Below are 26,351 nucleotides of genomic sequence, written 5' to 3' on the forward strand. Positions count from 1 at the left end.
GTTATGATTCTTTCTTCCCCGAAAACTGATCCGGCTTCCCCGAAAACCGATCCGGCTTCCCCGAAAACCGATCGGGGTTGTATACGCCGAGATCAACATTTGTTGGCACACCGGATATGCAATCTGCAAGGATGCGACCAGTTTTTGGCCCGGCTGTCAATCCGACATGGTGATGACCAAAGCCGAACCAGGCATTGCGGCAGGGCCCGCCCTTGCCGATCAGCGGAATGGAATCGCTGGTTGCCGGCCGGTGTCCCATCCAGGTATCAATCCGGTCCCAGGTCAGACCCGGCATTTTCTGTTTCACCTGCCGGATCAGCAGATCGAATCCAGCCTGCTGCGGCGGCTTTTCCAGCCCGCCAAACTCGACGATGCCAGCCGCCCGCAATCGCCCCTCCATTGGCGTGATGACGAATTTTTCCGCCGCCATCATCATCGCCGCTCGTGGCATGACAGAGGGATTGATGAACTCCACATGGTAGCCGCGCTCACTTTCCAGATCCGGCTGGACGCCGAGTTTACGCGCAAGCGGGCCTGACCAGACGCCGGCGGCGAGCAGCAATTCATCGCAGGCGATCCTGCCCTGGGAGGTTTCGACGGCTGTCACCGCCTCGCCGGAAATCTCCAGATCCAGTGCTTCGGCTTGCAGCACTCTGCCACCCTGCTCGACGACATGATCCGCCAGTGCAACGACATAGGCCCCCGGATCTGAAATCCGTCCATTGTCGGGCGAGACATGAGCATAGCCGACCTGCCCGGCAAACACCGGATCGTAGTCCTGGAACGCAGCAGCATCCATCTCACTCCAACGGCAGCCACGCCGGGATCTGACGTTCCAGCCAAACGCATCGGCCCGGGCTGCGGCAGCGCTGTCATAGGCGTAGACATAATCGCAGTCATGCACAAAGCGCGCCGCCTTTGTGCGCGCTGAGAGGGCCTTGTGCTGCTCCACACTGTCCTGCAGTAAAGGTGCCAACGCCTTCGAGATTCGCTCCACTTCGCCAGCAGTGGCATGGGAGAGGTAACGCAACAGCCATGGCAGCAGTCTGGGCAGATAGGACCAGCGCAGAAACAGCGGCTGATCCGGATCAAGCAGCATTTTCGGCACTTTGCCGAGCAGCCCAGGTACGGTGACCGGCACAACTCCGATAGTCGTCAGCACCCCGCCATTGCCATAGGAAGTTCCGCTGGCAGGCCCGCCTTTGTCAATCAGCGTCACTTCATGCCCGGCCCGCTGCAGCCACACAGCGCTCGATACGCCAACAATGCCGGCACCAATGATGACGACATGTTTCCTGCCGGAGTTTTGCACCTCCTCCAGGTCCCTGTTCACAACGGCCATTGTAACTCCTGCGACGCCTCATTTCCTGTTCCTGGCAGATTGTAAATCCCGCACCCATTGGTCAAGCAGCAAATGTCATGCGTCAGACAGCATGATCCTTGCGGCAGCCACCCGCAAGGCGCTGGCGATGTGAAACGCGATCTGTTACATTCATAAAAATAGATATGTCAGGAGCACCACATGAGCATCGACCGTCGCGAATTTCTGGCCGGAACCTGTGCATTGGCCGCGGGCTCCATATTCGGTGCCGGCCGGTCGGCATTTGCCGCAGTGCAAAAACCGCTGGGCGATGGCAGTGTTACCGCCCTCAGTGACGGATATATGAGTTTCCCGCCGAATTTCATGTATCCGGCAGTTGCTGATGAAACACTGGACGCCTTGCTGGCCCGCCACAATCTGCCGACAGACCGGATGGAGCCGCCCTGCAATCTGACCCTTTTCAGGAGTGGCGAGCGCACCGTGCTGTTCGACGTCGGCGGCGGCAGCCAGTTCCTCCCCACGACGGGAAAGTTGCCCGAGGCGCTGGACGCTATCGATCTTGCCCCGCAGGATGTCACCGACATCATCTTCACCCATGCCCATCCGGACCATTTATGGGGTCTGCTGGATGATTTTGACGAGTTGTTTTTCAGCGACGCGAATTATTATATTTCCGAGCCGGAATGGCAGTTCTGGACCGACCCGGAAACTGTCAACAATGTCCGTGACGACCAGCAGGGACTGGCAGTGGGCAGCAAACGCAGGCTTGAAGCACTGGCTGACCGGATCACGCTGTTTCAGCCGGAAAGTGAAATTCTCAGCGGCATTTACGCCCATGACACCTCCGGCCACACGCCGGGCCATTGTTCGTTTGAACTCAATAACGGCACAGACCAGTTACTCGTGCTTGGCGATGCGCTGGCCCATCCTTTCATCACCTTTGAACATCCCGAATGGCCTTTCGCACAGGATGTCGATGCTGAGCACGCCATAATCACGCGCAAGCGCCTGCTGGATTTTGTCTCATCCAGGCAGATGGATCTGATGGGCTATCATCTTCCTTATCCCGGCTTTGGCCGCGCCGAACGCAACGACACAGCCTATCGTTTCGTGACAAAATAGACATTTTGCGCTGATCGGCCGACTCAAAGAGATATATTTTCTTTTGTCGGAGCCTTTCGCAACGCCATGCCTGTGCCAACCGGATTTCCGCGTGTACCACCCAGTTCTGTTTAGAATTGGGGTCTTGGATGTTCGAGCTTCTGGAAAATCTGCGCGAAACTTACGACACCGCAACCCTCGTGGTAGTGGCGGCTTTCGGGCTTGGCATTCTGTTCGGCGTTATCGCAGAAATCAGCCGCTACTGTACCCGTGCCGCGATTGCAGAATGGGCGACACCGGGCCAGCCGGGACCCGCGTCCAGAAACCGCACAGCCCAGGTCGGATTTGCAGTTCTCGCCGCTCTTATCGGCACGCAGGCGTTGCAATATGCCGGTCTGATTGATTTGTCTGGCAGCATTTACTGGTCAGTTGCCATCCGTCCGCTGCCCCTGCTGGTTGGCGGCCTGCTGTTCGGCATCGGCATGGTTCTGGCCGGCGGCTGCGTCAGCCGCCTTCTGGTTCTCGCTGCTTCCGGCAATTTCCGCGCCCTCGTCACCATTGTGGTAACGGGAATTGCAGCCTACGCCACATTGCGCGGCATTCTGGCGCTGCCGCGGATTGAGTTGGAAAACCTGTTCGCCAGCGAAATCACCCCGGCCGACCTGTTCGAAGCCAATGCAAATCTGGCGGCAATTGTCGCGGTCGGCATTGCCGTTCTGGCCGCTGCGGCCGTGTTGACAGCCCGGCGCCATGGGCTTCGCCGCGCAATTCTGCCCGGCCTCGCCATTGGTGCGCTGGTTGTGCTCGGCTGGGTGATCACCGGCGTGGTCGGCAATGATGAATTTGAACCGACGCAACTGGCCTCGCTGAGCTTCGTCGCTCCAGTCGCCGAAAGCGTGCAATATCTGATGATCTTCACTGGTGACACCGTGCGCTTTTCCATTGCCATGGTTGGCGGCGTGCTGGCCGGTGCTTTTTTCAGTGCGCTGCTATCCGGTCGTTTCCGCTTTCAGGGCTTTGTCAGCGAGATTTCGATCCTGCGCTATCTGTCCGGTGGCGTGCTGATGGGCTTTGGCGGTGTCACGGCGCTTGGCTGCACAGTGGGCCAGGGCCTGTCCGGCCTGTCCACCGCAGCGCCCTCTTCGCTGATTGCGCTTGGAGCCATACTGGTCGGTGGCTTTGCAACCATGAAATTTCAGGCCTCACGCGAGGCCGAGGCAGAGCCGGCGATGCTTATTCCCGCTGAATAGCCCGATCACATTTCATCCAAACAGATCATCGGTCATGGCCGCATACCAGCTTTCGGATTCCAGATAGGTTGCGCGCCGCATATCGGCGCTTTCATCGGGTTGCGAAATAAAGCTTTCAACGCTTTCAATCTTGTCCGTCCCTGCCGTGTAGCGGGCTCCCACCTTGACCCCGTCATCAGGCGCGATCAGGCTCCAGCAGGTGTTGACGAAGCGTGGTTCAAACAGACGGCTGCCGGTCAGTTCGGCGCGAACATGATTGGCTGCAACCTTGGCTTGACTGTTGGCCGAAAAGCCTGATTTCGGCATCTCGGAGGCAGCCGACGCATCTCCCAGCACGTAGATATTGTCATCAGCTTTTGCCTGCATTGTGGCTGGCACGATCGGTGCCCAGTCGCCGTCGGTCACACCGGCACGCATGGCAATGGCTCCCGCTTTTTGCGCTGGAATGATGCTCATGGCATCCGCCTTGAACGTGTCAAAATCGGTTTCCACGGACATTTCGTCTGTGTTGACGTTGAGAATGCCGCCATGGATATCCGGCCCGATCCATTCAATCATCCCCGGATAATGAATTTCCCAGCCTTCGGCAAACAGCCCCTGCTTGGAGAATTTGGGCTTGGTATCCAGAATGATGATCCGCGCCGAAGGATTTATCTGTTTCAGGATATGCGCAATCATCGAGACCCGCTCATAGGGACCCGGCGGGCAGCGAAATGGGTCGGGCGGCGGCACCATGATGAACGTTCCACCCTGACGCAGCCCTTCCACCTGAGCCTTGATGATCTGCACCTGAGTGCCGGACTTCCAGCCATGGGGAGCCCGGCTTTGCGCCGCAATCGAATAGCCTGGCAAACTGTCATATTTCATATCGATGCCAGGTGACAGGACCAGCCTGTCATAAGGAAGTGTCACCCCCGATCCCAGGGTTACAGTTTTGGCAGCACCATCAACGCCGATGGCCCAGTCATGAATGACATTGATCCCGTGTTGCGTCACGAGCCGGTCATAACCGTGTCCCAGGGAGGCAAAGTCACGCAGACCGCCAAGATAGAGATTGGAAAAAAAGCAGGTGTAATAGCGCTTGTTCGGCTCCACCAGCGTGACCTCGATCTCGCCATTGGAATCCTTGGCAATATAGCGCGCAGCAGTGGCGCCGCCGGCGCCGCCGCCAATGATCACGGCTTTCGGCTTGGCCCCGAAGGCAATGTTCGGCACCGCCAGCGACATCATTGAAGCGCCACCCAGAAGCGTGTTGAATGTGCGTCTCGACAGGTTTGACATAAGATCCCCCTCTATTCGGTTTGCCCTCTATTCAGTTTTTTGGGCCGCAAAATAGGCGGCCAAAGCTGCCAGCTGCTCATCATCCAGAGCAGCCGCAATGGTCTGCATTGTCACATTGTCGCGCGCGCGCCGCCTGAACGACTGCATCACTGCAACAAATGCCGCTTCATCCCAGCCTTCAATCAATGGTATCGGCCCGTCCGCATCAGCGCCGGAGCGGTGACAGCTGACGCATTCAGCCGCCAGATAAGCCCCGTACGCGACATCACCTTCACTGGCGATACTCCCGGAGATAGAAACGAGGCAGACAAGCGCCGCGATCAAAGCATTCATGGCCGATTTCCCAAAGGCCACAATTGCTTCAGCGGTTCAATCACCGAACCATGCACCAGCGCATGCAATCCGATCCATGCCCCGGCATAGATCCCCAACAAGGCCAGTGGTGCCGAATATGCCAGCGCCGAGGCAGCCGTCAGACCCTGCCCCACGGTGCAGCCGAATGCGGTCACGCCGCCGAAGCCCATCAGCAGTCCGCCCAGCATCTGGCGCCGCATCTCGCGCGCATCGTCACAGGCCTCCCAGCGAAAATGGCGTTGCACCAGCGTTGTCGCGGCCGCGCCGAGAATGACACCGGCCACAGCACCAATGCCGAATTTCAGGCTCGCTCCGGTCATCGTCATGACATAGATGATGGCTTCCCCCAAAGGAGCTGAAAAGGTGAAGGATTCCAGCGGATAGGGATCGAACGGATCAGCCGCCAGCACGCCGGTGGCGTACCAGCCAAAAGCTATGGTCAGCCCCACGACGGCCGCGGTCAGCAGCAATCGTCCACTGCGCCGGAATGCGTGTGATGACAGGCAGAAGACAGCGAGAACCACAGCGATCATCAGCCCGGCTGCGGTCGCTGACAGGCCGGTCATCCGTTCAATCACAAAGGCAAATCCGGCATCTTCACGCTCTGCAGTGCGCTCCGGAACACCCAGGCCAAGGCGCAGATAGGCGCCAGCGCCGCGCAACGTCGCATAGGCAGTGATGCCCATCACCAGAAATGTGACAATCGATTTCAGATCACCGCCGCCAATGCGCGCCAGCGTGCCGAAGCCGCAGGTTCCGGCGAGCGACATGCCAAGTCCGAAAATGACACTGCCGACAAAAGTCGCAATGAGTGTGGTTGGCGTGGCAATATAGAAGGTCCGGGTCAGATCAATCAGTCCGGCACCATGAAGCGCGAAGCTCGCCATGGTGCCAATAGCAATAGCCAGTCCCCACATCCGCAATCGCAGAGTATTGCCGGCCAGCACATTGTCCTCAATCGCACCCAGAGTGCAAAATCGGCCCCAGCGTGCTGAAAAACCCAGAACAGCACCGCCCAGCAGCCCGCAAATGGCTGCAATCGCGCCTGGTGACAGCTCCTCCATGCTGCAAGCATCCCGACATATTAGTTTTTTTGAATATAAAACAGATGCAATCGTTTCGCAATCAAATCAAACCAATCCTCCGATTATTCCGGCTTAGAACCCGTAAAGGCTCCAGTCATACCACAACCCTCAACAGCCTTCTTTGCAGAACAAATCGTAGACAAGGCCGATCATCCGCTCCACGCGTTCATCGGCAAGGGAATAATACATCACTTTGCCTTCGCGCCGGGTCTTGACCAGGCCTTCAAGCCGCAGCCGGGCGAGTTGCTGCGAGACGGCAGCCTGGCGCGCGGACAACAAATCTTCCAACTCGGTTACCGAGCACTCGCTCTCAACCAAGCGGCACAGGATCATCAGACGGCCTTCATGGCCCAGCGCCTTCAGAAAGTCGGTGGCAGCCTTGGCGCTGTCCATCATGGCGTCCATCGAGTTTACATCGCCAAAGACCAGCGCGGTGCCGGTGGACTGTGATCTGGATTCAGGTACAGACATATTCAAGCCTAACAGTCAGGTTTTCGGTACGGTTTCGCCCGCCGGACTTTCAGCGGGTTCAGGAAGCTTCTTGACAAGATCCGACAACACCCACCAAAACAACTCCTCACCCGGATAACCGCGAATGCGGCCAAGTTCCACACCACCGTCAATTAGCACAAAAGTCGGTGTGAAGCGGTCAATGCTGATCTGGCTCAGATCGTCGGGGACCGGATCGAAAATATTGATCACGCGCAGGGGAGCGCGCTTGCCTTCTTCAGTTTTGGGATAAATCGGTCCAAGTTCCGCGCGCCAGCGTTGACACCACACGCAGCCATCCTGCTCCATCATGATCAGTTCAGCGGCGTTTACAGGCAAAGCCCATAAACCCGCCAGCACGGCCAGAACAAGTTTCATCGGCGTGATAGTGTTGATCTTCATGGCCGGTCTTATCACCCTCAAACTGTGCCAAGACGTTGATATGGTTCTTCATAGCAGCTTTCCGGATTGCTGAAAACAAAAACAAATTGTAATATCTGAATATGAATGATCGGAAAACCGACCCGTTGCGGGCTGGTCCGGATGTCACGGGACACGCAATATGGAGCTTACAGTATCGCTGAGTGGAGCTGCGGCTGCCGGACTGCTGTCTTTCGTATCGCCTTGCGTGCTACCGCTGGTGCCGCCCTATTTGTGTTTTCTGGCCGGGGTCAGTCTCGACGAATTGACCGATGAGCAGCGCCCGCCGGTGCTTGCCAGCCGGATCATCATTGCCTCGCTGTTTTTTGTGTTCGGATTTGCCACAGTGTTTGTCGCCCTTGGTGCCAGCGCCTCGCTGATCGGCGCTTTTGTCACCGAATACCTGACAATCCTGAGCTATGTCGCCGGAGCCATCATCATCGTTCTCGGACTGCATTTTCTGGGCGTGTTCCGCATCGGCCTGTTGTTTCGCGAAGCCCGCTTTCAACCCCGCAACAAACCGCTTGGGTTTCTGGGCGCCTATGTGATCGGCCTTGCCTTTGCATTCGGCTGGACGCCCTGTGTCGGTCCGGTACTGGCGACAATACTGCTGATCGCGGCCTCTGGCGGCAATGCCTGGGACGGTGCGCTATTGCTGTTTGCCTATGCGCTCGGTATTGGTATCCCATTCATTCTGGCGGCTTTCTTTGCTGGCCCTTTCATGCGCTTCATGAGCCGTTTTCGCAGTCACATGGCGCTGATCGAGAAAATCATGGGCGGCGTGCTGGTGGCCACCGGATTGCTGTTTCTCACCGGCTCCATGCAAACATTGTCTTACCTGCTGCTTGAATGGTTCCCTGCCTTCGGGCAGATCGGCTAGAGCGGCACTTCATCCACGGAGGATATCATGAAAGCGTTTTTAGGACTTCTGACAGCTGCATTTCTCGCTTTGGCCAGCCCGGCCACAGCCGTGAAACTTGGTGACGACGGACTGCATAAACAGCCATGGTTCACCACAACATTCCGCGATATCGCCGAAGATATCGAGACGGCCACAGCGGCAGGCAAGCGCCTGGTTCTGATCTTTGAGCAGCGCGGCTGCATATATTGCAAGCGCCTCCATGAGGAGGTTCTGTCCGATCCTGAGGTCGCTGCCTATATTCAGGAAAACTATATTATGGTGCAATACAACATGTTCGGCGATGAAGAGGTCATTGATCTCAATGGCGATCAACTGACCGAGAAGACTGCTGCGCGCAAATGGCGTATTGTCTATACGCCGACCATCATGTTCCTGCCGGAGGATGTTCCGCAAGAAGGCACCGCTGCAGATGCCGCCGTATCAATAATGCCGGGCGCATTTGGCAAATGGACCTCGCTCAACATGTTCAAATGGGTCGTGGAAAAAGGTTATGAGGGCGAGGAGCATTTCCAGAAATATCATGCCCGAAAACTCGAAGAGGCCCGCGCAGCCGGTCAGTTGGCCGAGTAAGAGAACAGATAAATCGAAGTACTATTTTGCCTCTAAACTGTTGCAATGCAGCACAATAACCTATTCATAAGTTTGAATTTGTGATTGCTTTTTTCAAAGCGGTCATGCAATCTGGCAGGCAGCAGTAAGGGCTGCTAAGGGGAGGACTTTATGAGAAATGCGAATCTGCGCGCCACTGTCTTGACGATGATGGCCATCGGGCTGAGCCCGGCACTAACCGGTTTTGCTTCGGCAGCGGAAGTTGCGCCAAAGCAGGTGGTTTATTCAGACGGGATGGTATCTGAACCCCTGACGGATCAGCCAGGAAATGTTGAAGCCGGTCGCAAGGTAATGACGAGCCGGGGCCTCGGTAATTGCATCGCCTGCCATGCTGTGACTGCGCTTGAGGATGTGGCATTTCACGGCGAGGTCGGCCCCACGCTTGATGGTGCAGCGGACCGCTGGAGCGAAGCACAATTGCGGGGCATCGTCGCCAACTCGAAAATGACGTTTGAAGGCTCCGTGATGCCGTCCTTCTACAAGGTGGATGGCTATATTCGGCCAGGTGACGCCTTCTCAGGGAAAGCGGCAAAAACACCGGAACTGCCACCGCTTCTGACTGCACAGCAGATCGAGGATGTGGTGGCCTATCTTTTAACCCTCAAAGAATAAACCGGCCGCAGAACTGCCTGTAATTTAGGAGATAGATTCATGGAACTCACAAGACGCAGGGCTTTGATGCTGGGAGCTGGAGCAACAGCTTTTGCATTTATGCCTTTCACTCAGGCCAGCGCAGCCGTTGAAGACGCAATTGCAGCGTTCACAGGCGGAGCGGATGTCGGCGAAGGTGGCCTCACACTGACCACACCGGAAATTGCGGAAAACGGCAATACTGTGCCGATTTCAGTTGATGCGCCCGGAGCCGTGGCCATTACGGTTCTTGCCGCTGGCAACCCGAATCCTGAAGTTGTCACATTCAATTTCGGCCCGCTGGCGGCATCCCAAAGTGCCTCTACAAGAATGCGGCTGGCCGGGACACAGGATGTTGTGGCAATCGCAAAAATGCAGGATGGCACATTCGTGCGCGCATCCAATCAGGTTAAAGTAACAATCGGCGGCTGCGGCGGCTAGGACGAGGAGACAGGTCCATGGCAGAAGGTGTAAAACCACGTGTGAAAGTGCCGAAATCTGCTTCAGCAGGCGACACGATCACAATCAAGACTCTCATCAGTCACATTATGGAGTCAGGACAACGCAAGGATTCGGATGGTAATCCGATCCCGAGATCAATCATCAATCGCTTTACCTGCGATTTTAACGGTCAGAATGTGATCGACGTTAAGCTTGAGTCAGCGATTTCAACAAACCCGTATTTCGAATTTGATGCACAGGTCCCTGAAGCAGGTGAGTTCAAATTCACCTGGTATGATGATGACGGCTCAGTCTACGAAGAAACCAAAGCCATCGCGGTGGGCTGACGCGACCTATTGAATGACGGGGAGGAAACATATGCGATCGATTTCACTTAGGGCTATAGCTTCCATTGCAGCAATCGCTGCATTTGGAATTGTAGCCGCTACCGCTGAAGAACTGCCGGAACTGGTCATCAATGGAGACCTGGAAATGGTCACCCGGACCCAGGCACCAGCCCATCTGGAAAATATGGATGAAGTCCGCTCGGGCTGGACATTCCGCACCAAGGAAACCCAGTCCCTGCAAATGGATGATTTTGAAAATCCCGGCATGATTTTCATCGATCAGGCGCTCGATACGTGGGAAACCGTCGAAGGAGAAGCCGGAAAATCCTGCGCCTCCTGCCACGATGGTCCGGAAAGCATGAAAGGTCTTCGGGCCGAAATGCCAAAGTGGAACGAGGACGCCGGCGCCGTCTGGACCATGCAAATGTATGTCAATGAATGCCGCGAAGAGCGCATGCAGGCAAAGCCCTGGGGCTGGAAGTCTCAGCCGATGCTGAATATGACTGCGCTTATTGCCCTGCAGTCGCGGGGAATGCCGGTAAACATCAAAATCGATGGCCCAGCCCAGTCTACATGGGAAAAGGGCAAGGAAATGTACTATACCCGTTATGGCCAGCTGGAATTGTCCTGTGCAAATTGTCATGAACAGAATTATGACAATTATATTCGCGCCGATCATTTGTCCCAGGGTCAGATCAACGGATTTCCGGTCTACCGCCTGAAACAGGCCAATCTGATCACACCGCATAACCGCTTCAAGGGCTGTATTCGGGATACGCGCGCGGAGACCTTCAATGAAGGCTCACCGGAATTTATCGCGCTGGAGCTGTATGTCGGCTCCCGTGGAAACGGGTTGTCTGTGGAAGCGCCATCTGTGCGTAACTGATCGGACGTCTGCTTATCAGGATAATACAGGGTCGCCTGGGCTTCAAATGCCGGGGCGACCCTTAAAGTCGGCTCCCTGATTCCCATAACGCGGCGCTGCCTGATTTGTGCCGTGTTGCACTGTGTTTCCAACGGCTGCGTTATCGCAGATGCGCCCTGTTGAGCATAAGTGATGATAGCCCAATTTTAAACAAGTGAGGTCAAATGGCCATGATTTCCCGCCGTCACTTTCTCCAGGCCGGAATGGCCGCCTCAGCGCTTTTGGGACCCGCCGGTTTTGGACGTTTTTCGGCACTGGCAGCCACTCAGGCCCTGACCCAGGAACAGTTGCTCGATTTTGACGATTTCGGTAATGTCACTCTGGTTCACATCACCGATATTCACGCCCAGGCCATGCCGGTCTTCTTTCGCGAACCCTCCACCAATATCGGCGTCGGAGCCGTTACCGGCCTGCCGCCCCATATCACCGGTGCCGATTTCCTGAAAAGTTTCGGTGTGGATGCCGGCAGCGCCTCGGCCTATGCGCTGACCTCAGAGGATTTTACCGCTCTTGCCAGAGCCTATGGCCGCATGGGCGGCCTCGACCGGGTCGCAACGGTGGTCAATTCCATCCGCTCGGCACGTGAGGCCAACATGCTGCTGCTGGATGGCGGCGACACCTGGCAGGGCTCTTATGTCTCCAACCAGACAGCGGGCCAGGATATGGTCGATATCATGAATGTCCTTCAGCCTGACGCGATGACCGCCCATTGGGAATTCACCTATGGCGAGGACCGGGTCAAGGAGATTGTCGATAATCTGCCCTTCCCGCTGCTGGGCTCCAATATCTTCGACAAGGAATGGGATGAACCGGCCTATGAACACACCAAATTCTGCGAACGCGGCGGCATAAAGATCGCCGTAGTTGGTCAGGCATTTCCCTATCTTCCGATTGCCAATCCGGGATGGTTGTTTCCCTCCCTTTCCTTCGGCATCCGCGAGGAAGTGCTGCAGGAAAATGTTGATGCCGCACGCGCTGCAGGCGCGGACCTTGTGGTTTTGCTGTCCCATAATGGATTTGACGTCGACAGGAAGCTGGCGGGTCGTGTCAGCGGCATTGATGTCATTCTCACCGGCCATACTCATGACGCCCTGCCCGAGCCGGTGCTGGTCGGCGATACTTTGCTGGTGGCCTCCGGATCCAATGGAAAATTTGTCTCCCGGCTTGATCTCGATGTCAGCGATGGCGCGGTCAAAGGCTTTCGCTACAAGTTGATTCCGATATTCTCCGATGTTCTGGATGCCGATCCGGCCATGGCCGCAAAAATTGCCGAGACCCGAGCGCCCTACCAGCCGGAACTCTCGCGCGTGGTTGGCAGAACACAATCCCTGCTTTACAGGCGCGGCAATTTCAACGGCACCTTCGATGATCTCATCTGCCAGGCGCTTCTGGATGAGCGCGAAGCCGATATCGCGCTGTCCCCCGGCTTCCGCTGGGGGCCAAGCCTGTTGCCGGGACAGGACATCACCGTCGAGGATATTCACAATGCCACCGCCATGACCTACCCGGCCGCCTATCGCAGCGAGATGGACGGCAAGCTGCTCAAGGACATCCTGGAAGACGTTGCCGACAATTTGTTCAATCCGGACCCCTATTATCAGCAGGGCGGCGATATGGTCCGTGTTGGCGGCATGGGCTACACCATCGACATCGACAAGCCGATCGGCAATCGAATTTCCGATATGACCATGCTGAAAACCGGTGCGGCAATCGAGCCGTCAAAAATCTATACGGTTTCCGGCTGGGCCAGTGTCAATGAGGGCACCGAAGGTCCGGCTATCTGGGATGTGGTGGAAAACTATATCGCGCGCAATAAAACCATTGATCTGGATGACAACAGATCAGTGATTGTCCGCCGCAGTTGATCGGGCTCCACCGTTTGACTGCCACAGGGCATTCCGGCTAAAGCAGATTTCATTTATCTTGAAGCATTTGATCATGTCTGCCGGCCCGGCAGACTGGGCACCTTGGTCTTCAGTTCGTTTCATGATTACAAGTGTAAGAAAGGTGCTTTATGGCTGACGATGGCTTTATCAATCTCCCGCCGGGCAAAATAGCCAATGTTGTGACCTTTCTTGAGATGGTTGCCAGACCGGACTGGATTGAGTCCCATGACCGCCAAAACGGGCTGACACTGCGGCGCGACGATCAATTTGATCTGAACCGCTATCGCGCCTTGTTTCGCGCCATTGGCGATCAATGGCTGTGGAGCTCCAGATTGAAATATGATGATGCCGAACTGAGCCGTCGCATTCATGATGCCGATACGGAATTGTTCGAAGTGGTTGTCGAGGATCAAATTGCCGGGATGGTGGAATTGCGCCGCAACACGCCGCAGACTGTTGAACTGGCGTTTTTCGGCCTGAAACCGGACTTCACCGGCCGTAGCATCGGCCGCGATCTGATGCACCTGACACTGCAGCAGGCCTGGACCCCGGCAACGCAGAAATTATGGCTTCATACCTGCACCTTCGATCATCCGGCAGCATTGAAATTTTACCAGCGATGCGGCTTCCAGCCCTCCGGCTTTGCCGTGGAGATCATGGATGATCCACGGCTGACCGGTCTTCTGCCAAAAACCGCAGGGCCCCATATCCCACTGCTGGAGTGACACAGGGGACCTGTCCGGGCTGGCAAGGCTTGGCGGCCAGCACAGCTTCAGGAAAAAATGTTCGCAACCGGATCAGGGGGAGACGGGCTGCGCCGATTTCCGGATCAGAGCGGCAGATGCAGCGCTGGCCAGCACGGCATAGGCGTAAAACCAGAGCCCGGGCTGGGTGGTTGCGGTGGCAAATCCGCTGGTCTTGGCAGCAAATATCACAATCGCCACCAGCAGCACATCCATCATCGACCACCGTCCGATCATCGACATATGACGGAACGCAGTGGAGGCATGTCCGTTTCTTGAAAACTGGCCGATGGCTTCAAGAAAAAGCACAAACAGTTTCGCCACCGGAAATATCAGCGAAAAAGCCCCAACGAGGAGCGCCAGAAACATATCGTTATTTTGCCAGAGGCCACCAATAATCTGGATCAGGGATGGCGTTTCGGAAAAAAAATAAAGTTTTTCCAGAACCAGAAGCGGCAAAAGAATGCCTGCCGCAAAGGACAGGGCACCCGACATCAGAAAAAAAGCCAGCAACCACACAAACATGGGTTCCAGATGCGCTCTTTAACGGAAAGATTCAAGGATGTTTTGGGTTTCGGCCCCGAACGCCGACCGCCTGCGCGGATCTGCGAAGCAATTTGCCGAAACCCGGCTGGGTGATTAACCGCCGCGATGACGCTGATTGGCAATCTCGTCCATATCTTCCTGGTCCGCCCATTCGGCTTCCAGTTTGGACTTGGCAAGATCACGCTCGGCCAGTAGCTCGACCTTTTTCAGATCTTCAACCGCTTCCGACAGAACATCATGGGCCACCGAACGCTGCTTATCGAGGTCTTCTATGGATGTGATCAGATTGGCGCGGCGCTGAGTGGCAGCTCTGGCAAAGGTCGAATAGGCGTAATGCGTGACGTCTTCGATGCCAGTGCGCTGCTGTTCAGAAATCACCTGCGCGTCAAGCTCATCCGCCATCACTTGAAAGTCAGTAATCATGCTTTCAATTTGGCTCAACTGCTTGCGCTTTTCATCAACCTGAAAACGTTTCAGTTTAATCAAGCTTTCCCGAGACTTCATACTCAATACCCCTTAAAAGTCTCACGACACTTTACAAGGTCGCGCCCTAATCTGCTGCCCCGGTCCCGGCTGCACCTAATTCTGCAGCGCTGACCGTCGCCTGGGACAGGATATCCCGCAGCACAGCAAAACTTTCGTCTATTGAACTGCTATCTTGCTGGCTTTGACTTAAGAATTTCTCAATATAGGGGATAAAATTGACAGCTTCGTCTGTTAAAGCATCACTGCCGCTTCTATAGGCTCCGAGCCTGATCAGCTCTTCCATGTCACGATAACGCGCCATCAGAAGTTTTGCCTGCGCCACCACCGCCTGTTGTTCAGCATTCAGCGCCTCGGTGAAGGTACGCGAAACCGAAGCCAGCACGTCTATCGCCGGGAAACGGCCACGCTCTGCAATGGCACGTGATAGAACCACATGACCATCCAGTATACCGCGCACCGTGTCGGAGACCGGCTCATTGGTGTTGTCACCTTCCACCAGCACTGCGAACAGCCCGGTAATATTGCCCTGGCCCTGCCGGCCCGGCCCTGCCCGTTCCAGCAGGCGCGGCAATTCACTGAACACACTGGGCGGATAGCCTCTTGTGGTCGGCGGCTCTCCGGCCGACAGGCCAATTTCTCGCTGCGCCTGGGCGAACCGGGTCAGATTGTCCATCAGACACAGAACCTCGCGACCACGGGCGCTGAAATATTGGGCCAGCGCCAGAGTGGTGTGCGCGGCCTGGCGGCGCATCAGAGCCGGGGCGTCTGACGTCGCCACCACAAGCACTGAATTTTTCAACCCTTCGCTGCCGAGAGTTTTCACCAGAAATTCCTGAACTTCGCGGCCGCGTTCGCCGATCAGCCCGATCACGGAAACATCCGCCTTGCCGTTTCTCGCCAGCATCGACATCAGCATCGATTTACCGACACCTGATCCGGCAAAAATGCCCATGCGCTGACCGGCGCAACACGGCAGAAAGGTGTTGAATGCACGGACGCCCAGATCAAGCGGCATTTCGACCAGATTGCGCTCATGCGGCGGCGGCGGCGGTTCGGCCAGCCTCTGCGCCACAGGTCCCAGCGGCAAAGCGCCCTTGCCATCAATCGGATTGCCCAGTCCATCGAGAACCCGGCCGATCCATCCGTCACTGGGATGCAGCACAGGTTCGGTTTCCAGGAATTCCGCAACATCCCCCGGTTTCAAACCGGTCAATGCGCCATAGGCCAGGCACACTGCATATCTGTCCCTGAAACCAACCACCTCGCACATCAGCTGCTGGTCGCCCTGGCCTTTCATTGTGATCGCCAATTGGGCGCCGATCGCAAGATGGCTGATGGGACCGGACACTTCGACAACCAGTCCACGGATCGATGCGACCCGGCCGAAAGCGCGGGTCATTTTCAGTTTTTCCAGCTGCCGGATTAACGATTGCAAGCGATTGCCATTCCCATTTGTTGCAAATTGCGAAGGCACAAGATGAAAAGGGCCTTAATAAACCACATCAAAAAAAGCCGATCGTAACGAATCATTTACGAAAACGCTTAACAATAGAACTCATGAAAACATCTGCCAAAAAAATTAGCCAGTGGCATTTAAGTCGGGGCACTTATGGCCGAACCCTGCGAAGCGAGACCGCAAAGCAGATTCATTTGAATCGCTTAAATCGTTTTCCTAAAGTAATTTATTAATTAATTTACGGTCAAAAAAGTGTTAAAAAACAACATAGTTAGACTTTATTTTTCTGGTTTGTCGCAACAGGGTTGCCTCGGAGAATCAGATTCTGTTAACCATTGTGAACTAGTATGTTCATTAACAATTGAGAAGCGGCTGGATTGCACGATGAGGGGCACAACCCCCTGAACCGGAAAACCGAGCCTGACGAAAGCGGATGAGTGACATCATCCAGGTATGCGAGGCGTCCAGAAGGGCGTCACTGTTTTGGAAGAGAAACGAAACTTTTAACCGCCAGTGGCGATATTGCGGTTTCAGGGTTCCTAGAAGGGGTGCACGATGCGCGTTCTGTTAATTGAAGATGATAGTTCCACCGCTCAAAGCATCGAATTGATGCTCAAATCGGAGAGCTTCAATGTATACACAACTGATCTGGGCGAAGAGGGCATCGATCTCGGCAAACTGTATGATTATGATCTGATCATGCTGGACCTCAATCTTCCCGATATGAGCGGATATGAAGTGCTTCGCACGCTGCGGGTCTCCAAGGTCAAGACACCTATTTTGATACTCTCCGGACTGGCCGGAATTGAGGATAAGGTCCGCGGGCTTGGCTTTGGTGCCGATGATTATATGACCAAACCCTTTCACAAGGACGAATTGGTCGCCCGTATTCATGCCATCATCCGCCGCTCCAAAGGCCATGCCCAGTCAATCATTACAACGGGTGAACTGAAGGTCAATCTCGACACCAAGACCGTGGAAGCTGGCGGTCAGCGTGTTCATCTCACCGGAAAAGAATACCAGATGCTCGAGTTGCTCTCTCTGCGCAAGGGCACCACACTGACCAAGGAAATGTTCCTCAACCATCTTTATGGCGGCATGGATGAGCCGGAGCTGAAAATTATCGACGTGTTCATCTGTAAATTGCGCAAGAAATTGTCCGTCGCAACAGGCGGTGCAAACTATATCGAGACCGTCTGGGGTCGTGGCTACGTGCTGCGTGAACCCGATGTTGAAGAACTCCGCGAAAGCGCCTGATCCACAGCACGACCGTTCGGATCGTTTGATGTAAAAAATCAGACGATCCCGCTGGCTTCAGGCGGCGATGCCCGCCCCCTTTACAATCCTGTCAAGACATGACAGCAGGCCTTTGCGATCTGATTTGGCAAGGCATGCATCGAACCCCGATGCGCGGGCCGCAGCGACAATCTCGGGTGTTGCCAGTGACGACACCGCTATGCAGGCAATTCCGGCAGCGTGCGGCCTGCCCTGCACCATCTTCGTAAACTGAATTCTGTCATTCTCCGGGATATTGAGGTCCATAACGATCCCCCGGTAATGCACACCGTCGCGCAGATTTGCCACGGCCTGGGGAATGTTTCGCGCGACAGTGACGTTATAGCCAGCCGCTTCCATGACAGGAACCAGCATGTCGCTGAAAAACCGGCTGTCTCCAACAAACAACAGGTTCATCGCCCTGGACGTGTGAACATGGCTGCTTTGCGGGCGAACGCTGTTACCTGAGCGATCACGAAATTCGTTTTTGTTCTCGCCGGGTCCGTGTTCACGCGTCATTGGGCCCGGTTGAAACGCTGTTGGTTGAAGCGGAACGCGCATAACGAACATGGTGCCTTCGCCAGGAGCCGATTGGACCTCTATGCTGCCGCCTGCGGATTCAATGGCATGCCTCACCACATCCAGGCCGATGCCCCGGCCGGAAACAGATGAAACGCTATCCGCGGTCGAAAAGCCGGAATGGAATATGAGATTGGCCCGCTCTGCTACAGTCATATCGTTGAATTCTGCATCTGCTGTCAGACCCGCGCCAACAGTCTTCTGCCTGATTTTGGCTGAATTCAGACCCTGACCATCGTCCAGAACCTCAATAACGAGATTGCCATCGTCGCATCGGGCAGACAGGCAGATTGTACCCAGTGGCGCTTTTCCTGCGGCAATACGGTTTTCCCGTGTTTCCAGACCGTGATCTGCACAGTTCCGGACCATGTGGAGCAAGGGATCCCTGATCAGGTCTACAATCCGGCGGTCCACTTCCATGTCTCCGCCCTGCAGAACCAGTTCAATGTCCTTGTCCAGCCTCAGTTCCAGATCTCGAACAAGCCGGGGCAATGACTGCCATGCAGTGCGAACTGGCTGCATCAATGTGTCGACAACTGTTTTCTGCAATCCGGTGGCCAGATCAGCCAGACGCTGAACTGCCAGTTTCAGTTCATAATCATCGGATCTGCGCGCAATCTCCAGAAGTTGGGCCCGCGAGGCGAACAATTCCGCTGTGCTCTGTCTCAAATGTTCGAGCGTTTCAGCGTTCACTCTGACTGTGCGGGGCGATGGGCGCTCATTTGCTTGCGCATGCGGCGGTGCCGTGACAAGCGCTGTCGCGGGCCTCTCACCGCCCTCGCCCTGTCTGGTGGCTTCAGACCAGTCAGCTCCTTCGGAAACGTGGTCGTTTCGCCCTGCCCTATGTTCCAGTTCGGCGATCAGCGTACTGTCGTCACCGGCCGGTTCGGTGCCATCCGAGGCTTCGATCTGTGCCAGCAAAAGCTTGATGCGATCAACCGATTTCAGGATCAGTGTCACCAGATCTGCGGCCGGGGGCATGTCGTCCCGCAGTCCCTCCATCAGGGTTTCGGCGGCGTGACTCAACGCCTCCAGTCTCGGCAAATCGAGAAATCCGCAGGTTCCCTTTAGGGTATGGACAAGGCGGAAAATGTTGTGCAACAACTCCGCATTGTCGGGATTGTGCTCGAATTTGACCAGCCCTGCATCGATCATATCGAGGCTTTCATTGCTTTCCGTCAAGAATTCGGCAATGAGATCATCCATCCCACTTTCCAGAACAATTTGTCCGTGAACCATGGCTATAATTGACAGTAAAAATCTTAATATCTGCTAAAGGTTCTGATCGATTCAGATTTCCGGGAAGCGCACGCATCGCAGGTCTCTGTCATGCAGAGCCATTAGTGGCGTTGTTTGAGAACGCCAGTCTCAAAGATCACTGCGCAACTATATCGACACGTTCTCCATCCAGGGAAAAGGTCACCTGCATGTTGCAGGCATCGGCAAGCAGGGCTGCATAAATCGGCTGTACGGAATGCGCATCCACATCGTCGAGGGTCTGCGGCAGGTTTTCAAACCATTCCGCATGACCTGGAATGCGCGCGCCGCGTCCGTTGCACACAAGCTTGAGGCCCCTTTCGCCCTCCGCGGTCACGGTCATGTCGCCCCCCCTTGGAATGACGGATAGTCCCACCAGGATAAGGTTCAACAACAACTTGACTTCATTTTTCGGACGCATGGCCCGCGGCATATCCCAGATCAGATTGGCCTTTTCGAAGCTCAGCAACAATTCCGCCTTGTCACGGGCATCGTCGAGATCGATTTCCGCGCCAGCCGATCCGGCAGCTCCGAATGCAATGCGCGAAAAGGTCAGTTTGGCTGAGGCCTGTGCCGCGCTTTTGCGCACCAGATTGCCTGCAATCTCCCGCATTTCCGCATCTTTTTCCTCATCCAGCACCTCCAGCCCGTTCGAGATTGCGCCGACAGAACCAACCACATCATGACAAACACGGCTGCACAGCAAGGCTGCCAGATCTAGAGCTGATAGGTTGGTCATAACTGAACTCGCTGTTGGTTAGGACAATCGGGCTGATTGATTCCCGTTATTTGTATAGAGTTATTTATAAACGGGCGACATCGCAGGGCAAGCGCCAATACCCCGGCAGATAGGAAGGTCAGACTTGCGCTTCCGCAGTCCGCAGATCAACAACAGCGCGTTTCATGGGACCAGCTGCCGGCTCAACAGGGGCCATTGCCGCCGCGCTGCTTCAGCCAGCTCTTTCGGATTTTGCTGCCATGCGACACGATTGGCATGGCTGTAAAACAGAAACACTTGATCATCCTGCAACAGCCAGATTTGTGGGCGGCCTTCTGCCAGATGTCCTCTGGCCACCGCCATCGCTCCATAGCCACCGAATTGTGGCCTATAAATATCCGGCGCATCCAGAAAAGCCGCTCTGTTGCCGATATTGGCAAACCACCACAGGGCGCCTGCAAATGTCAGATCATATTTCGGCTTGCCCAAACCCGGAGCACCATCGATGAAATAGCTCAGAGGATCGATACCGCCAAGCGCCAGTCCGGTAAACTGGTCTTTCACAATAACATCGGAGAGAAATCCGGCCGAGCCAAAATCACGATTCAGACCGGATGGCAGCGCCTCCTGTGCAGCGGCCCGTCCGAAAAATGACGGGACGGAAAAAATAAGCCCGGCCAGCAGAGCGATGGCTGGCAAAAATTGAAGACAAAAATCGGATTTCCGGCTTTTAAACATTTTTACAGTCTATTGGGGGACACATAACAGGATATTAAGACGAGCCTGAAGCTGCGCACCTGACGCTTCTTTTTGCCGCATGACGGAGCCTGCAGATCAGACCTGGTGCCCTGCTCACAACCGCGGATCCGGCCAATGACTGCGCCCCACGCTCGCCACATGTCCGTGGTAAAATTTTCGTGGTTAAACAGAGCCATTCAGGAAGTTGATTCCAACATCATCAGACGCCGCAAGCTGCGGATTTTAAAGTTTCGCACAAAGACTGAATTCATTGGGCTATCGCGGCCCGTCATATCGTTTTATAAATAAGTCAACGAAAACGGAGATCATCGCATGAAACTGCGCTTTCAATTCCCCTCCAGGCAAGCTCTGCAAACTGTCTGGGCTGCCATAATTCTGAGTGCATCAGCGTTTTACCTCCTGCCGGCGGCTCTGGGCGGGTCTTCCGCACAAGCCCAAACCAATATGCCCCAGACCAATACGCCCCAAACTAACACACCATTGTCGGAAACCTATTCGTCCAACGAGATCGTCAATGCCGGTCACCAGTTTTTCGGTGACGTGTCAGGCGGTCTGGCCAGTGTTGTGGAACGGGCCTTTCAGAATTACGGCCTGCCAAACGCCTATATTCTGGGCGAGGAAGGATCAGGTGCCATAATTGGCGGTCTCGTCTATGGCGAAGGGCTGATGTACACCAAGGGCGCCGGCAACCACAAAGTCTTCTTTCAGGGCCCTTCCATAGGCTGGGACTTTGGCGGCAATGCCTCCCGCGTCATGATGCTGGTGTATAATTTGCCGACGGTGGATTATGCCTATCAGCGATTTGGGGGCGTTAACGGTTCAGCCTATATTGTTGGCGGCGTTGGCATGACCGTGCTGGCCAATAACAATATTATCATTGTGCCAGTGAGAGCGGGCATAGGCGCCCGGCTCGGGCTGAATATCGGCTATTTGAAATTCACACCCCAGGCGACATGGAATCCGTTTTAGTCATGCGCGTTTTGAATCTGATCTATTAGGACCATATTATGATTGAGGCAGCGCTGTATTTTGCTTTGGGTGCGCTCAGCATCAGCCTGCTTCTGTTTGCCATTCTGCCAATTGTTTCCGGCCGGGCCCGGCGTCTGGCGATTCATGAGCTGGAACGCCAGGCCCCGGTTTCGCTGTCTGAAATCACGGCCCAGAAAGACCAGATGCGGGCCCGATTTGCGGTTGAACTGAACCGCCAGGAAAAACGCGGCGACCAGTTACAGGCGGAAACCCATCTACACCTTATCGATGCCGAAAAATGGCGGGCCTATGCGGAACGCATCGAGCTTGATTTTGAAAAACTGACCCGTGACTACGCCGCTGTGAAGAAGAAGATCAGCGGCGCGGAGCTCAATTTGCAAAAGCAGAAGGAAATTGCAAAATCGGCCCTCAAAACCATGACCGGGCAGGAGAAAAAGCGGCTGTTTGCTCTGGAAGAGGAAGTCGACCAGTTGCGCGCCGAAAAAAGCACAGCAAGTGTCCGCGTCGTGTCCCTGCAGACCGAACTCAGTAATGCGCAGTCCAGAATTTCCGGAATGGAACGGCATATGCCATCGCTGGAGGAACTCAGCCTGCGCAAAGAGCTGAAGGCGCTTGCCGAGGACGTCAGTCAATATATACGCAGCGCACCGCCCCCTGCTGCAGTGCCGGCAAAGCCCGTATCTGCTCAACCCGTATCACAGCAACCTTCCGCGAATTCGCCAGCAGCAAAGCCGGACCGTCCGGATTCAGCACTGCTGGTAAAGGCGCCGCCCAAATTTCCTCTGATGACACCTGCTATTCCGGGCGCGGGCGCGTATAGCGGCAGCAAAACGGAAACAGGTGGTCCGGCTGTCCCTGCCCCGCAGCGAGCAGCGCCAAGTGGCACGGCGGCAAAGCCGCAATCGCTCACCGCATCAAGTGTGACCAAGTCGGAGACGACGGTCACCAATGCGCTTGATAAAATCCCTGAGGTGAAACCAGCACCGCAGCAGGCAGCCTTCAAGAAAGACATGGGCAACGGCGACAGCAAAAGTCGCCCCGCCGCGCCGTCTGAAAACACCGCAAAGCCAGTGCCTTCAGGTGTCATCGCGGCCGTTACCGGAAACAACAAACAGGTGTTTGCTCCTCAATCCAAAAACAATGCGGAATTGAAACCGGGTCCACAGCCCGATGCACAAACTGCGGTAGAAAAGCCCACCACCGGCCAGCCCGTCACAGCGGATACCGGCGCGGATAGTTCCGGTAAAAACAGCCCGGAAAAAACCAACCCTGAAAAAAACAAACCTGGCACAAATGCCAATGGCAGCAAACCGGAGCCTGCCTTGCCTGCTGCGGCAACGCTGGCGGCTGAGACCACAGCGCAACAATCCGACAAGGCACCGCAAAATCCCAGAAAAACCGTTAAACACGACGAAAAAGCCCGTGACGTGAAAGCCAGGGTTGTCTCCTCTTAAGAGCATTCCGCGCAAGACCTCAGCGCTAAGGGTTGGCCACATGAGCGACAAATGCGCCTCCTGTCTCTGTGTGTTTCTGCTTGGTATCGGGAGTGTTCTGGCCGCCATAGTCTCCGCTGGTGCGGAAGAGCATTCCACCGCCCGACTTCCGGTTCCCGTGACTGAGACCATGTTTCGGCCTTTTGATCCGGCCCGGGCCTTGCTGGGTCGGATGCTGTTCTATGATCCGATTATCTCCGGCAACCGCAATATTTCCTGCGCGACCTGCCATAACCCCGAGGCTGCGGGCGGCGACGGCCTGCCCCTTGGGATCGGAGAGGGCGGTTCGGGTATCGGATCAAAGCGAACCGTCGGCACCGGGGGCAACCTGATCCGACGCCGGGTCCCAAGAAATTCGCCGGCACTGTTCAATCTGGGCGCAACGGAATTCACGGCTCTGTTTTACGATGGACGTTTGGAAGCGGACAGCAAAGACCCATCCGGCTTCGACACGCCGGCAGATGAGGATACGCCGCTCGGTCTGAACGGCATCCTGGCCGCACAGGCTCTGTTTCCTCTGACGTCGCAAACGGAAATGGCGGGACAGGCCACCGAAAATGATATCGGTCGGGCAATGGAGGATATTTACGGCAATCCGTGGAACAGCGTCTGGGCAAAAGTAGAGGACCGCTTGCGCAGCATCGATACCTATCTGCCCCTGTTTCAGGCGGCCTATCCTGACATCAAAACGGCCGCAGACATTTCCATTGTGCATTACGCCAATGCGGTGGGGGATTTTGTCAATGCGGAATGGCGCAGCGTTGAAAGTCCGTTTGACCGCTATCTGGCGGGTCAGACTTCAGCCCTGTCAGCACAGCAGCAACAGGGACTGGAGCTGTTTTACGGGACCGCAAATTGCGCGGCCTGTCACAGCGGGCCGTTTCTCACTGATCAGAAGTTCTACGCCATTGCGATGCCGCAGATCGGACCGGGAAAGGTGCCCAGACTACAGGCCCTGCGCTATGACCGGGGCCGCGCCGGTGCGACCAACCGGATTGAGGATCGTTACAAATTTCGCACTCCGAGCCTGCGCAATGTCGCCCTGACCGCTCCCTATGGCCACTCCGGGGCATTTGCCACGCTGGGTGGCATTGTCCGGCACCATCTGGATCCGACGGCCAGTTTTAACCAGTATTCTCTCGGTTTGATCTCCCTGCCAGCGCATCCCAAACTGTCCCGGGAAGACGGTTTCATCATGCAGGACAGGCGCGAGCGCCGCCGCATTCTCAAGGCCAATGTGCTGAAGCCGGTCCGGCTCGATGAGGCGCAGATCGGCGCGCTGGTCGCATTTCTTGAAAGCCTGACAGATCCCGCGTCAGTGGCCGGGCGTCTGGGTATTCCGCAAGCCGTCCCAAGTGGACTGCCGGTCGACTGACCGACACGTCGTCTAATTTGCAGTCCGCGTCATTTCAAACCGCTCGGCAATACTGCCGTCTGCCCGGTTGATGACCAGAACAGTGTAGCTGTCTGGTCCGTTTTCAAAACTGGCTACCAATTGTCCGCGGGACAGGCTGACATCAATCAGCACGCCGAGGTCCGACGGCAACGCCAGACTGGCTGCCACATCCGGCAGCGCGGTACTGATTTCAGCCCGGTCAGCATCATTGCTTTCGCTTGTCTGTGTGATGCGGTAATACAGCGCTCCCATCACAGCGACAAAGCCAAGCAACATTATGAGACTGGACCCCATCAGCAATCGCCGCAGCTTCCGCTGCACCCTTTCGACCGCCGGGTCGAGTGGTTTCTCATCATCACTGTCAAAAGAATCGTTTTGAGCCATGGCCGAAGAAATGTCCAATGCACCGTCTGAGCGGCTTGAGTTTACAGTTGAAGCGCCAGAAACCGGACAGAGGCTGGATGCGATCATTGCTGCGAAAGCGGGACGCCTGTCCCGAAGCCGCTTCAAGACCCTGATCAAGCAAGGCTGCGTGCGCGTGAGCGGGCAAGTGGTAGACGCGCCGAATGCCCGTGTCAACGCAGGCGACGTTCTGTCCATCGCCATGCCCCAGGTCGAGGACCCTGAGCCCAAGGGCGAGGATATTCCACTGTCAATCCTGTTCGAAGATGATCATCTGATTGTCATCGACAAACCCGCCGGACTGGTGGTTCACCCCGGCCCTGGAAACTGGAACGGAACGCTCGTCAATGCGCTGATCCATCTTTGCGGCGACAGTCTTTCCGGCATCGGCGGTGTGCGCCGACCGGGAATTGTTCACCGGCTCGACAAGGACACAAGTGGCGTTATGGTGGTGGCGAAAACCGATGATGCGCATCTCGGCCTGACCCGGCAATTCGCCGATCACGGGCGCACCAACCAGCTGGAACGTGCCTATCAGGCGCTGGTCTGGGGCGCTCTTGAGCCGGCCAAGGGGACAGTCGATGCCCCGATTGCACGCTCCGACAATAACCGGCTCAAGATGGGTGTGGTCAAACGTCGCGATGAAACGGATGAACGCGGCAAGGATGCGATTACACATTTCCAGGTGATGAAACGCTATTTCACCCAGGATGGCGCCCCGACAGCCTGCCTGGTTGAATGCCGTCTGGAAACCGGGCGAACCCACCAGATCCGGGTCCACATGGCCCATATCGGTCATCCGCTGGTCGGGGATGATGTGTATGGATCAGGCTTCAAGACCAAGTCCGCCATTTTGGGGGACGCCGCCGAAAAGGCTGTTCATAGATTCCGCCGACAGGCACTGTTTGCCGCGATGCTGCAATTTGAACACCCGGTCACCGGCGAGATTCTGCGCTTTGAGACGGATCTGCCAAATGATTTTGCCGCCCTCATCAAGGCGTTCAACCAGTTTGAGTCAACACCGGCACGAGCGCGAACATGACTTTATCGTAATTTAACGATAAAGGTTATGTTTTCTCGCCTTAATGTGACTATATAGTCATAAGGAGCGCTGTGCTTAACGGTGGACTGCCGGGCAGCGCACAACGTCTTGCCGGAAACCGGAAGACAAAAGAAGAAGACAAGAAAAC

General features: G+C 55.8%; 28 protein-coding genes. 15 read left to right on the plus strand and 13 right to left on the minus strand.

Going from position 1 to position 26,351, the window contains the following annotated elements:
• Window position 1: 1 nt before the first annotated feature.
• Window positions 2-1,342: an FAD-binding oxidoreductase gene (locus tag RAL88_RS06475; protein WP_306268125.1), complete on the minus strand. Its 1,341-nt coding sequence runs from the start codon at window positions 1,340-1,342 to the stop codon at window positions 2-4.
• Window positions 1,343-1,522: 180 nt separating this feature from the next.
• On the opposite strand from RAL88_RS06475, the gene RAL88_RS06480 reads away from it, so the two are divergent.
• Together RAL88_RS06480 and RAL88_RS06485 are read left to right on the plus strand one after the other, a co-directional pair.
• Entirely contained in the window at window positions 1,523-2,443 is a 921-nt protein-coding gene (locus RAL88_RS06480) for an MBL fold metallo-hydrolase (RefSeq protein ID WP_306268126.1), read from the plus strand.
• A 128-nt stretch (window positions 2,444-2,571) separates the two neighbouring features.
• A complete protein-coding gene (locus RAL88_RS06485) occupies window positions 2,572-3,672 on the plus strand; it encodes a YeeE/YedE family protein (protein ID WP_306268127.1) in 1,101 nt (366 codons plus the stop codon).
• 12 nt (window positions 3,673-3,684) lie between these two features.
• Here the strand turns inward: RAL88_RS06485 and RAL88_RS06490 are convergent, their stop codons facing one another.
• The 5 genes from RAL88_RS06490 to RAL88_RS06510 form a co-directional block, all read right to left on the minus strand.
• Complete coding sequence (locus tag RAL88_RS06490) at window positions 3,685-4,953, minus strand: NAD(P)/FAD-dependent oxidoreductase (protein WP_306268128.1); 1,269 nt, start codon at window positions 4,951-4,953, stop codon at window positions 3,685-3,687.
• Window positions 4,954-4,980: 27 nt separating this feature from the next.
• Window positions 4,981-5,286: a c-type cytochrome gene (locus RAL88_RS06495; RefSeq protein ID WP_306268130.1), complete on the minus strand. Its 306-nt coding sequence runs from the start codon at window positions 5,284-5,286 to the stop codon at window positions 4,981-4,983.
• Entirely contained in the window at window positions 5,283-6,371 is a 1,089-nt protein-coding gene (locus RAL88_RS06500) for a YeeE/YedE family protein (RefSeq protein WP_306268131.1), read from the minus strand. Before RAL88_RS06500 ends, RAL88_RS06495 begins: the two co-directional genes overlap by 4 nt.
• 129 nt (window positions 6,372-6,500) lie before the next feature.
• Window positions 6,501-6,797 carry a helix-turn-helix transcriptional regulator gene (locus RAL88_RS06505; RefSeq protein ID WP_306269596.1) on the minus strand — a complete coding sequence of 99 codons (297 nt, stop codon included), beginning with the start codon at window positions 6,795-6,797 and terminating at the stop codon, window positions 6,501-6,503.
• 81 nt (window positions 6,798-6,878) lie between these two features.
• Window positions 6,879-7,283, minus strand: a complete 405-nt coding sequence (locus tag RAL88_RS06510) for a transcriptional regulator (protein WP_306268133.1) — start codon at window positions 7,281-7,283, stop codon at window positions 6,879-6,881.
• A gap of 160 nt (window positions 7,284-7,443) precedes the next feature.
• Here RAL88_RS06510 and RAL88_RS06515 point away from each other — a divergent pair, with 160 nt between their 5' ends.
• The 8 genes from RAL88_RS06515 to RAL88_RS06550 all read left to right on the plus strand — a co-directional run bounded on the left by RAL88_RS06515 (window position 7,444) and on the right by RAL88_RS06550 (window position 13,786).
• Window positions 7,444-8,181 (plus strand): cytochrome c biogenesis CcdA family protein, encoded by a 738-nt coding sequence (locus RAL88_RS06515; protein WP_306268135.1) that lies wholly within the window; start codon window positions 7,444-7,446, stop codon window positions 8,179-8,181.
• A gap of 27 nt (window positions 8,182-8,208) precedes the next feature.
• Window positions 8,209-8,793 (plus strand): thioredoxin family protein, encoded by a 585-nt coding sequence (locus RAL88_RS06520; RefSeq protein WP_306268137.1) that lies wholly within the window; start codon window positions 8,209-8,211, stop codon window positions 8,791-8,793.
• Window positions 8,794-8,943: 150 nt separating this feature from the next.
• Complete coding sequence (soxX, locus tag RAL88_RS06525) at window positions 8,944-9,444, plus strand: sulfur oxidation c-type cytochrome SoxX (RefSeq protein ID WP_306268139.1); 501 nt, start codon at window positions 8,944-8,946, stop codon at window positions 9,442-9,444.
• Window positions 9,445-9,483: 39 nt separating this feature from the next.
• A complete protein-coding gene (gene soxY / locus RAL88_RS06530; RefSeq protein WP_306268140.1) occupies window positions 9,484-9,903 on the plus strand; it encodes a thiosulfate oxidation carrier protein SoxY in 420 nt (139 codons plus the stop codon).
• 17 nt (window positions 9,904-9,920) lie between these two features.
• A complete protein-coding gene (gene soxZ / locus RAL88_RS06535) occupies window positions 9,921-10,250 on the plus strand; it encodes a thiosulfate oxidation carrier complex protein SoxZ (RefSeq protein WP_306268141.1) in 330 nt (109 codons plus the stop codon).
• A gap of 31 nt (window positions 10,251-10,281) precedes the next feature.
• Window positions 10,282-11,136: a sulfur oxidation c-type cytochrome SoxA gene (gene soxA / locus RAL88_RS06540; protein WP_306268142.1), complete on the plus strand. Its 855-nt coding sequence runs from the start codon at window positions 10,282-10,284 to the stop codon at window positions 11,134-11,136.
• 209 nt (window positions 11,137-11,345) lie between these two features.
• Complete coding sequence (gene soxB, locus RAL88_RS06545; protein ID WP_306269598.1) at window positions 11,346-13,040, plus strand: thiosulfohydrolase SoxB; 1,695 nt, start codon at window positions 11,346-11,348, stop codon at window positions 13,038-13,040.
• Between the two features lie 149 nt (window positions 13,041-13,189).
• On the plus strand, window positions 13,190-13,786 hold the full coding sequence (locus tag RAL88_RS06550) for a GNAT family N-acetyltransferase (protein WP_306268143.1): 597 nt from the start codon (window positions 13,190-13,192) through the stop codon (window positions 13,784-13,786).
• A gap of 72 nt (window positions 13,787-13,858) precedes the next feature.
• Here RAL88_RS06550 and RAL88_RS06555 read toward each other — a convergent pair whose 3' ends face one another.
• From RAL88_RS06555 to RAL88_RS06565, 3 genes are all read right to left on the minus strand, one after another.
• Entirely contained in the window at window positions 13,859-14,329 is a 471-nt protein-coding gene (locus RAL88_RS06555) for a paraquat-inducible protein A (protein ID WP_306268144.1), read from the minus strand.
• A gap of 114 nt (window positions 14,330-14,443) precedes the next feature.
• Window positions 14,444-14,854 carry a flagellar FliJ family protein gene (locus RAL88_RS06560; RefSeq protein ID WP_306268145.1) on the minus strand — a complete coding sequence of 137 codons (411 nt, stop codon included), beginning with the start codon at window positions 14,852-14,854 and terminating at the stop codon, window positions 14,444-14,446.
• A gap of 46 nt (window positions 14,855-14,900) precedes the next feature.
• The gene (locus RAL88_RS06565) at window positions 14,901-16,271 is read right to left on the minus strand and encodes a FliI/YscN family ATPase (RefSeq protein ID WP_306268146.1); all 1,371 of its coding nucleotides are present in this window, start codon (window positions 16,269-16,271) and stop codon (window positions 14,901-14,903) included.
• A gap of 576 nt (window positions 16,272-16,847) precedes the next feature.
• Between RAL88_RS06565 and ctrA the strand changes: the two genes are divergently transcribed.
• A complete protein-coding gene (gene ctrA, locus RAL88_RS06570) occupies window positions 16,848-17,549 on the plus strand; it encodes a response regulator transcription factor CtrA (protein ID WP_306268147.1) in 702 nt (233 codons plus the stop codon).
• A 57-nt stretch (window positions 17,550-17,606) separates the two neighbouring features.
• Here ctrA and RAL88_RS06575 read toward each other — a convergent pair whose 3' ends face one another.
• The 3 genes from RAL88_RS06575 to RAL88_RS06585 all read right to left on the minus strand — a co-directional run bounded on the left by RAL88_RS06575 (window position 17,607) and on the right by RAL88_RS06585 (window position 20,820).
• Window positions 17,607-19,352, minus strand: coding sequence for an ATP-binding protein (locus RAL88_RS06575; protein WP_306268148.1), 1,746 nt, complete (start codon window positions 19,350-19,352; stop codon window positions 17,607-17,609).
• A gap of 169 nt (window positions 19,353-19,521) precedes the next feature.
• Window positions 19,522-20,142: a histidine phosphotransferase ChpT gene (chpT, locus tag RAL88_RS06580; protein ID WP_306268150.1), complete on the minus strand. Its 621-nt coding sequence runs from the start codon at window positions 20,140-20,142 to the stop codon at window positions 19,522-19,524.
• Between the two features lie 162 nt (window positions 20,143-20,304).
• Window positions 20,305-20,820 carry a YHS domain-containing (seleno)protein gene (locus tag RAL88_RS06585; RefSeq protein ID WP_306268152.1) on the minus strand — a complete coding sequence of 172 codons (516 nt, stop codon included), beginning with the start codon at window positions 20,818-20,820 and terminating at the stop codon, window positions 20,305-20,307.
• A 504-nt stretch (window positions 20,821-21,324) separates the two neighbouring features.
• Between RAL88_RS06585 and RAL88_RS06590 the strand changes: the two genes are divergently transcribed.
• The 3 genes from RAL88_RS06590 to RAL88_RS06600 are packed head-to-tail and all read left to right on the plus strand — an operon-like array spanning window position 21,325 to window position 24,738.
• Window positions 21,325-21,849 (plus strand): DUF1134 domain-containing protein, encoded by a 525-nt coding sequence (locus tag RAL88_RS06590; protein WP_306269599.1) that lies wholly within the window; start codon window positions 21,325-21,327, stop codon window positions 21,847-21,849.
• A 38-nt stretch (window positions 21,850-21,887) separates the two neighbouring features.
• On the plus strand, window positions 21,888-23,324 hold the full coding sequence (locus tag RAL88_RS06595; RefSeq protein ID WP_306268153.1) for a hypothetical protein: 1,437 nt from the start codon (window positions 21,888-21,890) through the stop codon (window positions 23,322-23,324).
• A gap of 40 nt (window positions 23,325-23,364) precedes the next feature.
• Window positions 23,365-24,738, plus strand: coding sequence for a cytochrome-c peroxidase (locus RAL88_RS06600; protein ID WP_306268154.1), 1,374 nt, complete (start codon window positions 23,365-23,367; stop codon window positions 24,736-24,738).
• A 12-nt stretch (window positions 24,739-24,750) separates the two neighbouring features.
• Here RAL88_RS06600 and RAL88_RS06605 read toward each other — a convergent pair whose 3' ends face one another.
• Complete coding sequence (locus RAL88_RS06605; RefSeq protein ID WP_306268155.1) at window positions 24,751-25,143, minus strand: hypothetical protein; 393 nt, start codon at window positions 25,141-25,143, stop codon at window positions 24,751-24,753.
• A gap of 10 nt (window positions 25,144-25,153) precedes the next feature.
• Between RAL88_RS06605 and RAL88_RS06610 the strand changes: the two genes are divergently transcribed.
• Window positions 25,154-26,203, plus strand: a complete 1,050-nt coding sequence (locus tag RAL88_RS06610) for an RluA family pseudouridine synthase (RefSeq protein WP_306268157.1) — start codon at window positions 25,154-25,156, stop codon at window positions 26,201-26,203.
• The last annotated feature ends 148 nt before the right edge of the window (window positions 26,204-26,351 follow it).

It is taken from the genome of Pararhizobium sp. IMCC3301 (assembly GCF_030758315.1).
GTDB lineage: Bacteria > Pseudomonadota > Alphaproteobacteria > Rhizobiales.

Excerpts from the sequence above, each read along its gene's own strand:
- RAL88_RS06475 (WP_306268125.1), bottom strand. The coding sequence starts at position 1,342 with ATGGCCGTTGTGAACAGGGACCTGGAGGAGGTGCAAAACTCCGGCAGG.
- RAL88_RS06480 (WP_306268126.1), top strand. The coding sequence starts at position 1,523 with ATGAGCATCGACCGTCGCGAATTTCTGGCCGGAACCTGTGCATTGGCC.
- RAL88_RS06485 (WP_306268127.1), top strand. The coding sequence starts at position 2,572 with ATGTTCGAGCTTCTGGAAAATCTGCGCGAAACTTACGACACCGCAACC.
- RAL88_RS06490 (WP_306268128.1), bottom strand. The coding sequence starts at position 4,953 with ATGTCAAACCTGTCGAGACGCACATTCAACACGCTTCTGGGTGGCGCT.
- RAL88_RS06495 (WP_306268130.1), bottom strand. The coding sequence starts at position 5,286 with ATGAATGCTTTGATCGCGGCGCTTGTCTGCCTCGTTTCTATCTCCGGG.
- RAL88_RS06500 (WP_306268131.1), bottom strand. The coding sequence starts at position 6,371 with ATGGAGGAGCTGTCACCAGGCGCGATTGCAGCCATTTGCGGGCTGCTG.
- RAL88_RS06505 (WP_306269596.1), bottom strand. The coding sequence starts at position 6,797 with ATGGACGCCATGATGGACAGCGCCAAGGCTGCCACCGACTTTCTGAAG.
- RAL88_RS06510 (WP_306268133.1), bottom strand. The coding sequence starts at position 7,283 with ATGAAGATCAACACTATCACGCCGATGAAACTTGTTCTGGCCGTGCTG.
- RAL88_RS06515 (WP_306268135.1), top strand. The coding sequence starts at position 7,444 with ATGGAGCTTACAGTATCGCTGAGTGGAGCTGCGGCTGCCGGACTGCTG.
- RAL88_RS06520 (WP_306268137.1), top strand. The coding sequence starts at position 8,209 with ATGAAAGCGTTTTTAGGACTTCTGACAGCTGCATTTCTCGCTTTGGCC.
- soxX (WP_306268139.1), top strand. The coding sequence starts at position 8,944 with ATGAGAAATGCGAATCTGCGCGCCACTGTCTTGACGATGATGGCCATC.
- soxY (WP_306268140.1), top strand. The coding sequence starts at position 9,484 with ATGGAACTCACAAGACGCAGGGCTTTGATGCTGGGAGCTGGAGCAACA.
- soxZ (WP_306268141.1), top strand. The coding sequence starts at position 9,921 with ATGGCAGAAGGTGTAAAACCACGTGTGAAAGTGCCGAAATCTGCTTCA.
- soxA (WP_306268142.1), top strand. The coding sequence starts at position 10,282 with ATGCGATCGATTTCACTTAGGGCTATAGCTTCCATTGCAGCAATCGCT.
- soxB (WP_306269598.1), top strand. The coding sequence starts at position 11,346 with ATGATTTCCCGCCGTCACTTTCTCCAGGCCGGAATGGCCGCCTCAGCG.
- RAL88_RS06550 (WP_306268143.1), top strand. The coding sequence starts at position 13,190 with ATGGCTGACGATGGCTTTATCAATCTCCCGCCGGGCAAAATAGCCAAT.
- RAL88_RS06555 (WP_306268144.1), bottom strand. The coding sequence starts at position 14,329 with ATGTTTGTGTGGTTGCTGGCTTTTTTTCTGATGTCGGGTGCCCTGTCC.
- RAL88_RS06560 (WP_306268145.1), bottom strand. The coding sequence starts at position 14,854 with ATGAAGTCTCGGGAAAGCTTGATTAAACTGAAACGTTTTCAGGTTGAT.
- ctrA (WP_306268147.1), top strand. The coding sequence starts at position 16,848 with ATGCGCGTTCTGTTAATTGAAGATGATAGTTCCACCGCTCAAAGCATC.
- RAL88_RS06575 (WP_306268148.1), bottom strand. The coding sequence starts at position 19,352 with ATGGATGATCTCATTGCCGAATTCTTGACGGAAAGCAATGAAAGCCTC.
- chpT (WP_306268150.1), bottom strand. The coding sequence starts at position 20,142 with ATGACCAACCTATCAGCTCTAGATCTGGCAGCCTTGCTGTGCAGCCGT.
- RAL88_RS06590 (WP_306269599.1), top strand. The coding sequence starts at position 21,325 with ATGCCCCAGACCAATACGCCCCAAACTAACACACCATTGTCGGAAACC.
- RAL88_RS06595 (WP_306268153.1), top strand. The coding sequence starts at position 21,888 with ATGATTGAGGCAGCGCTGTATTTTGCTTTGGGTGCGCTCAGCATCAGC.
- RAL88_RS06600 (WP_306268154.1), top strand. The coding sequence starts at position 23,365 with ATGAGCGACAAATGCGCCTCCTGTCTCTGTGTGTTTCTGCTTGGTATC.
- RAL88_RS06605 (WP_306268155.1), bottom strand. The coding sequence starts at position 25,143 with ATGGCTCAAAACGATTCTTTTGACAGTGATGATGAGAAACCACTCGAC.
- RAL88_RS06610 (WP_306268157.1), top strand. The coding sequence starts at position 25,154 with ATGTCCAATGCACCGTCTGAGCGGCTTGAGTTTACAGTTGAAGCGCCA.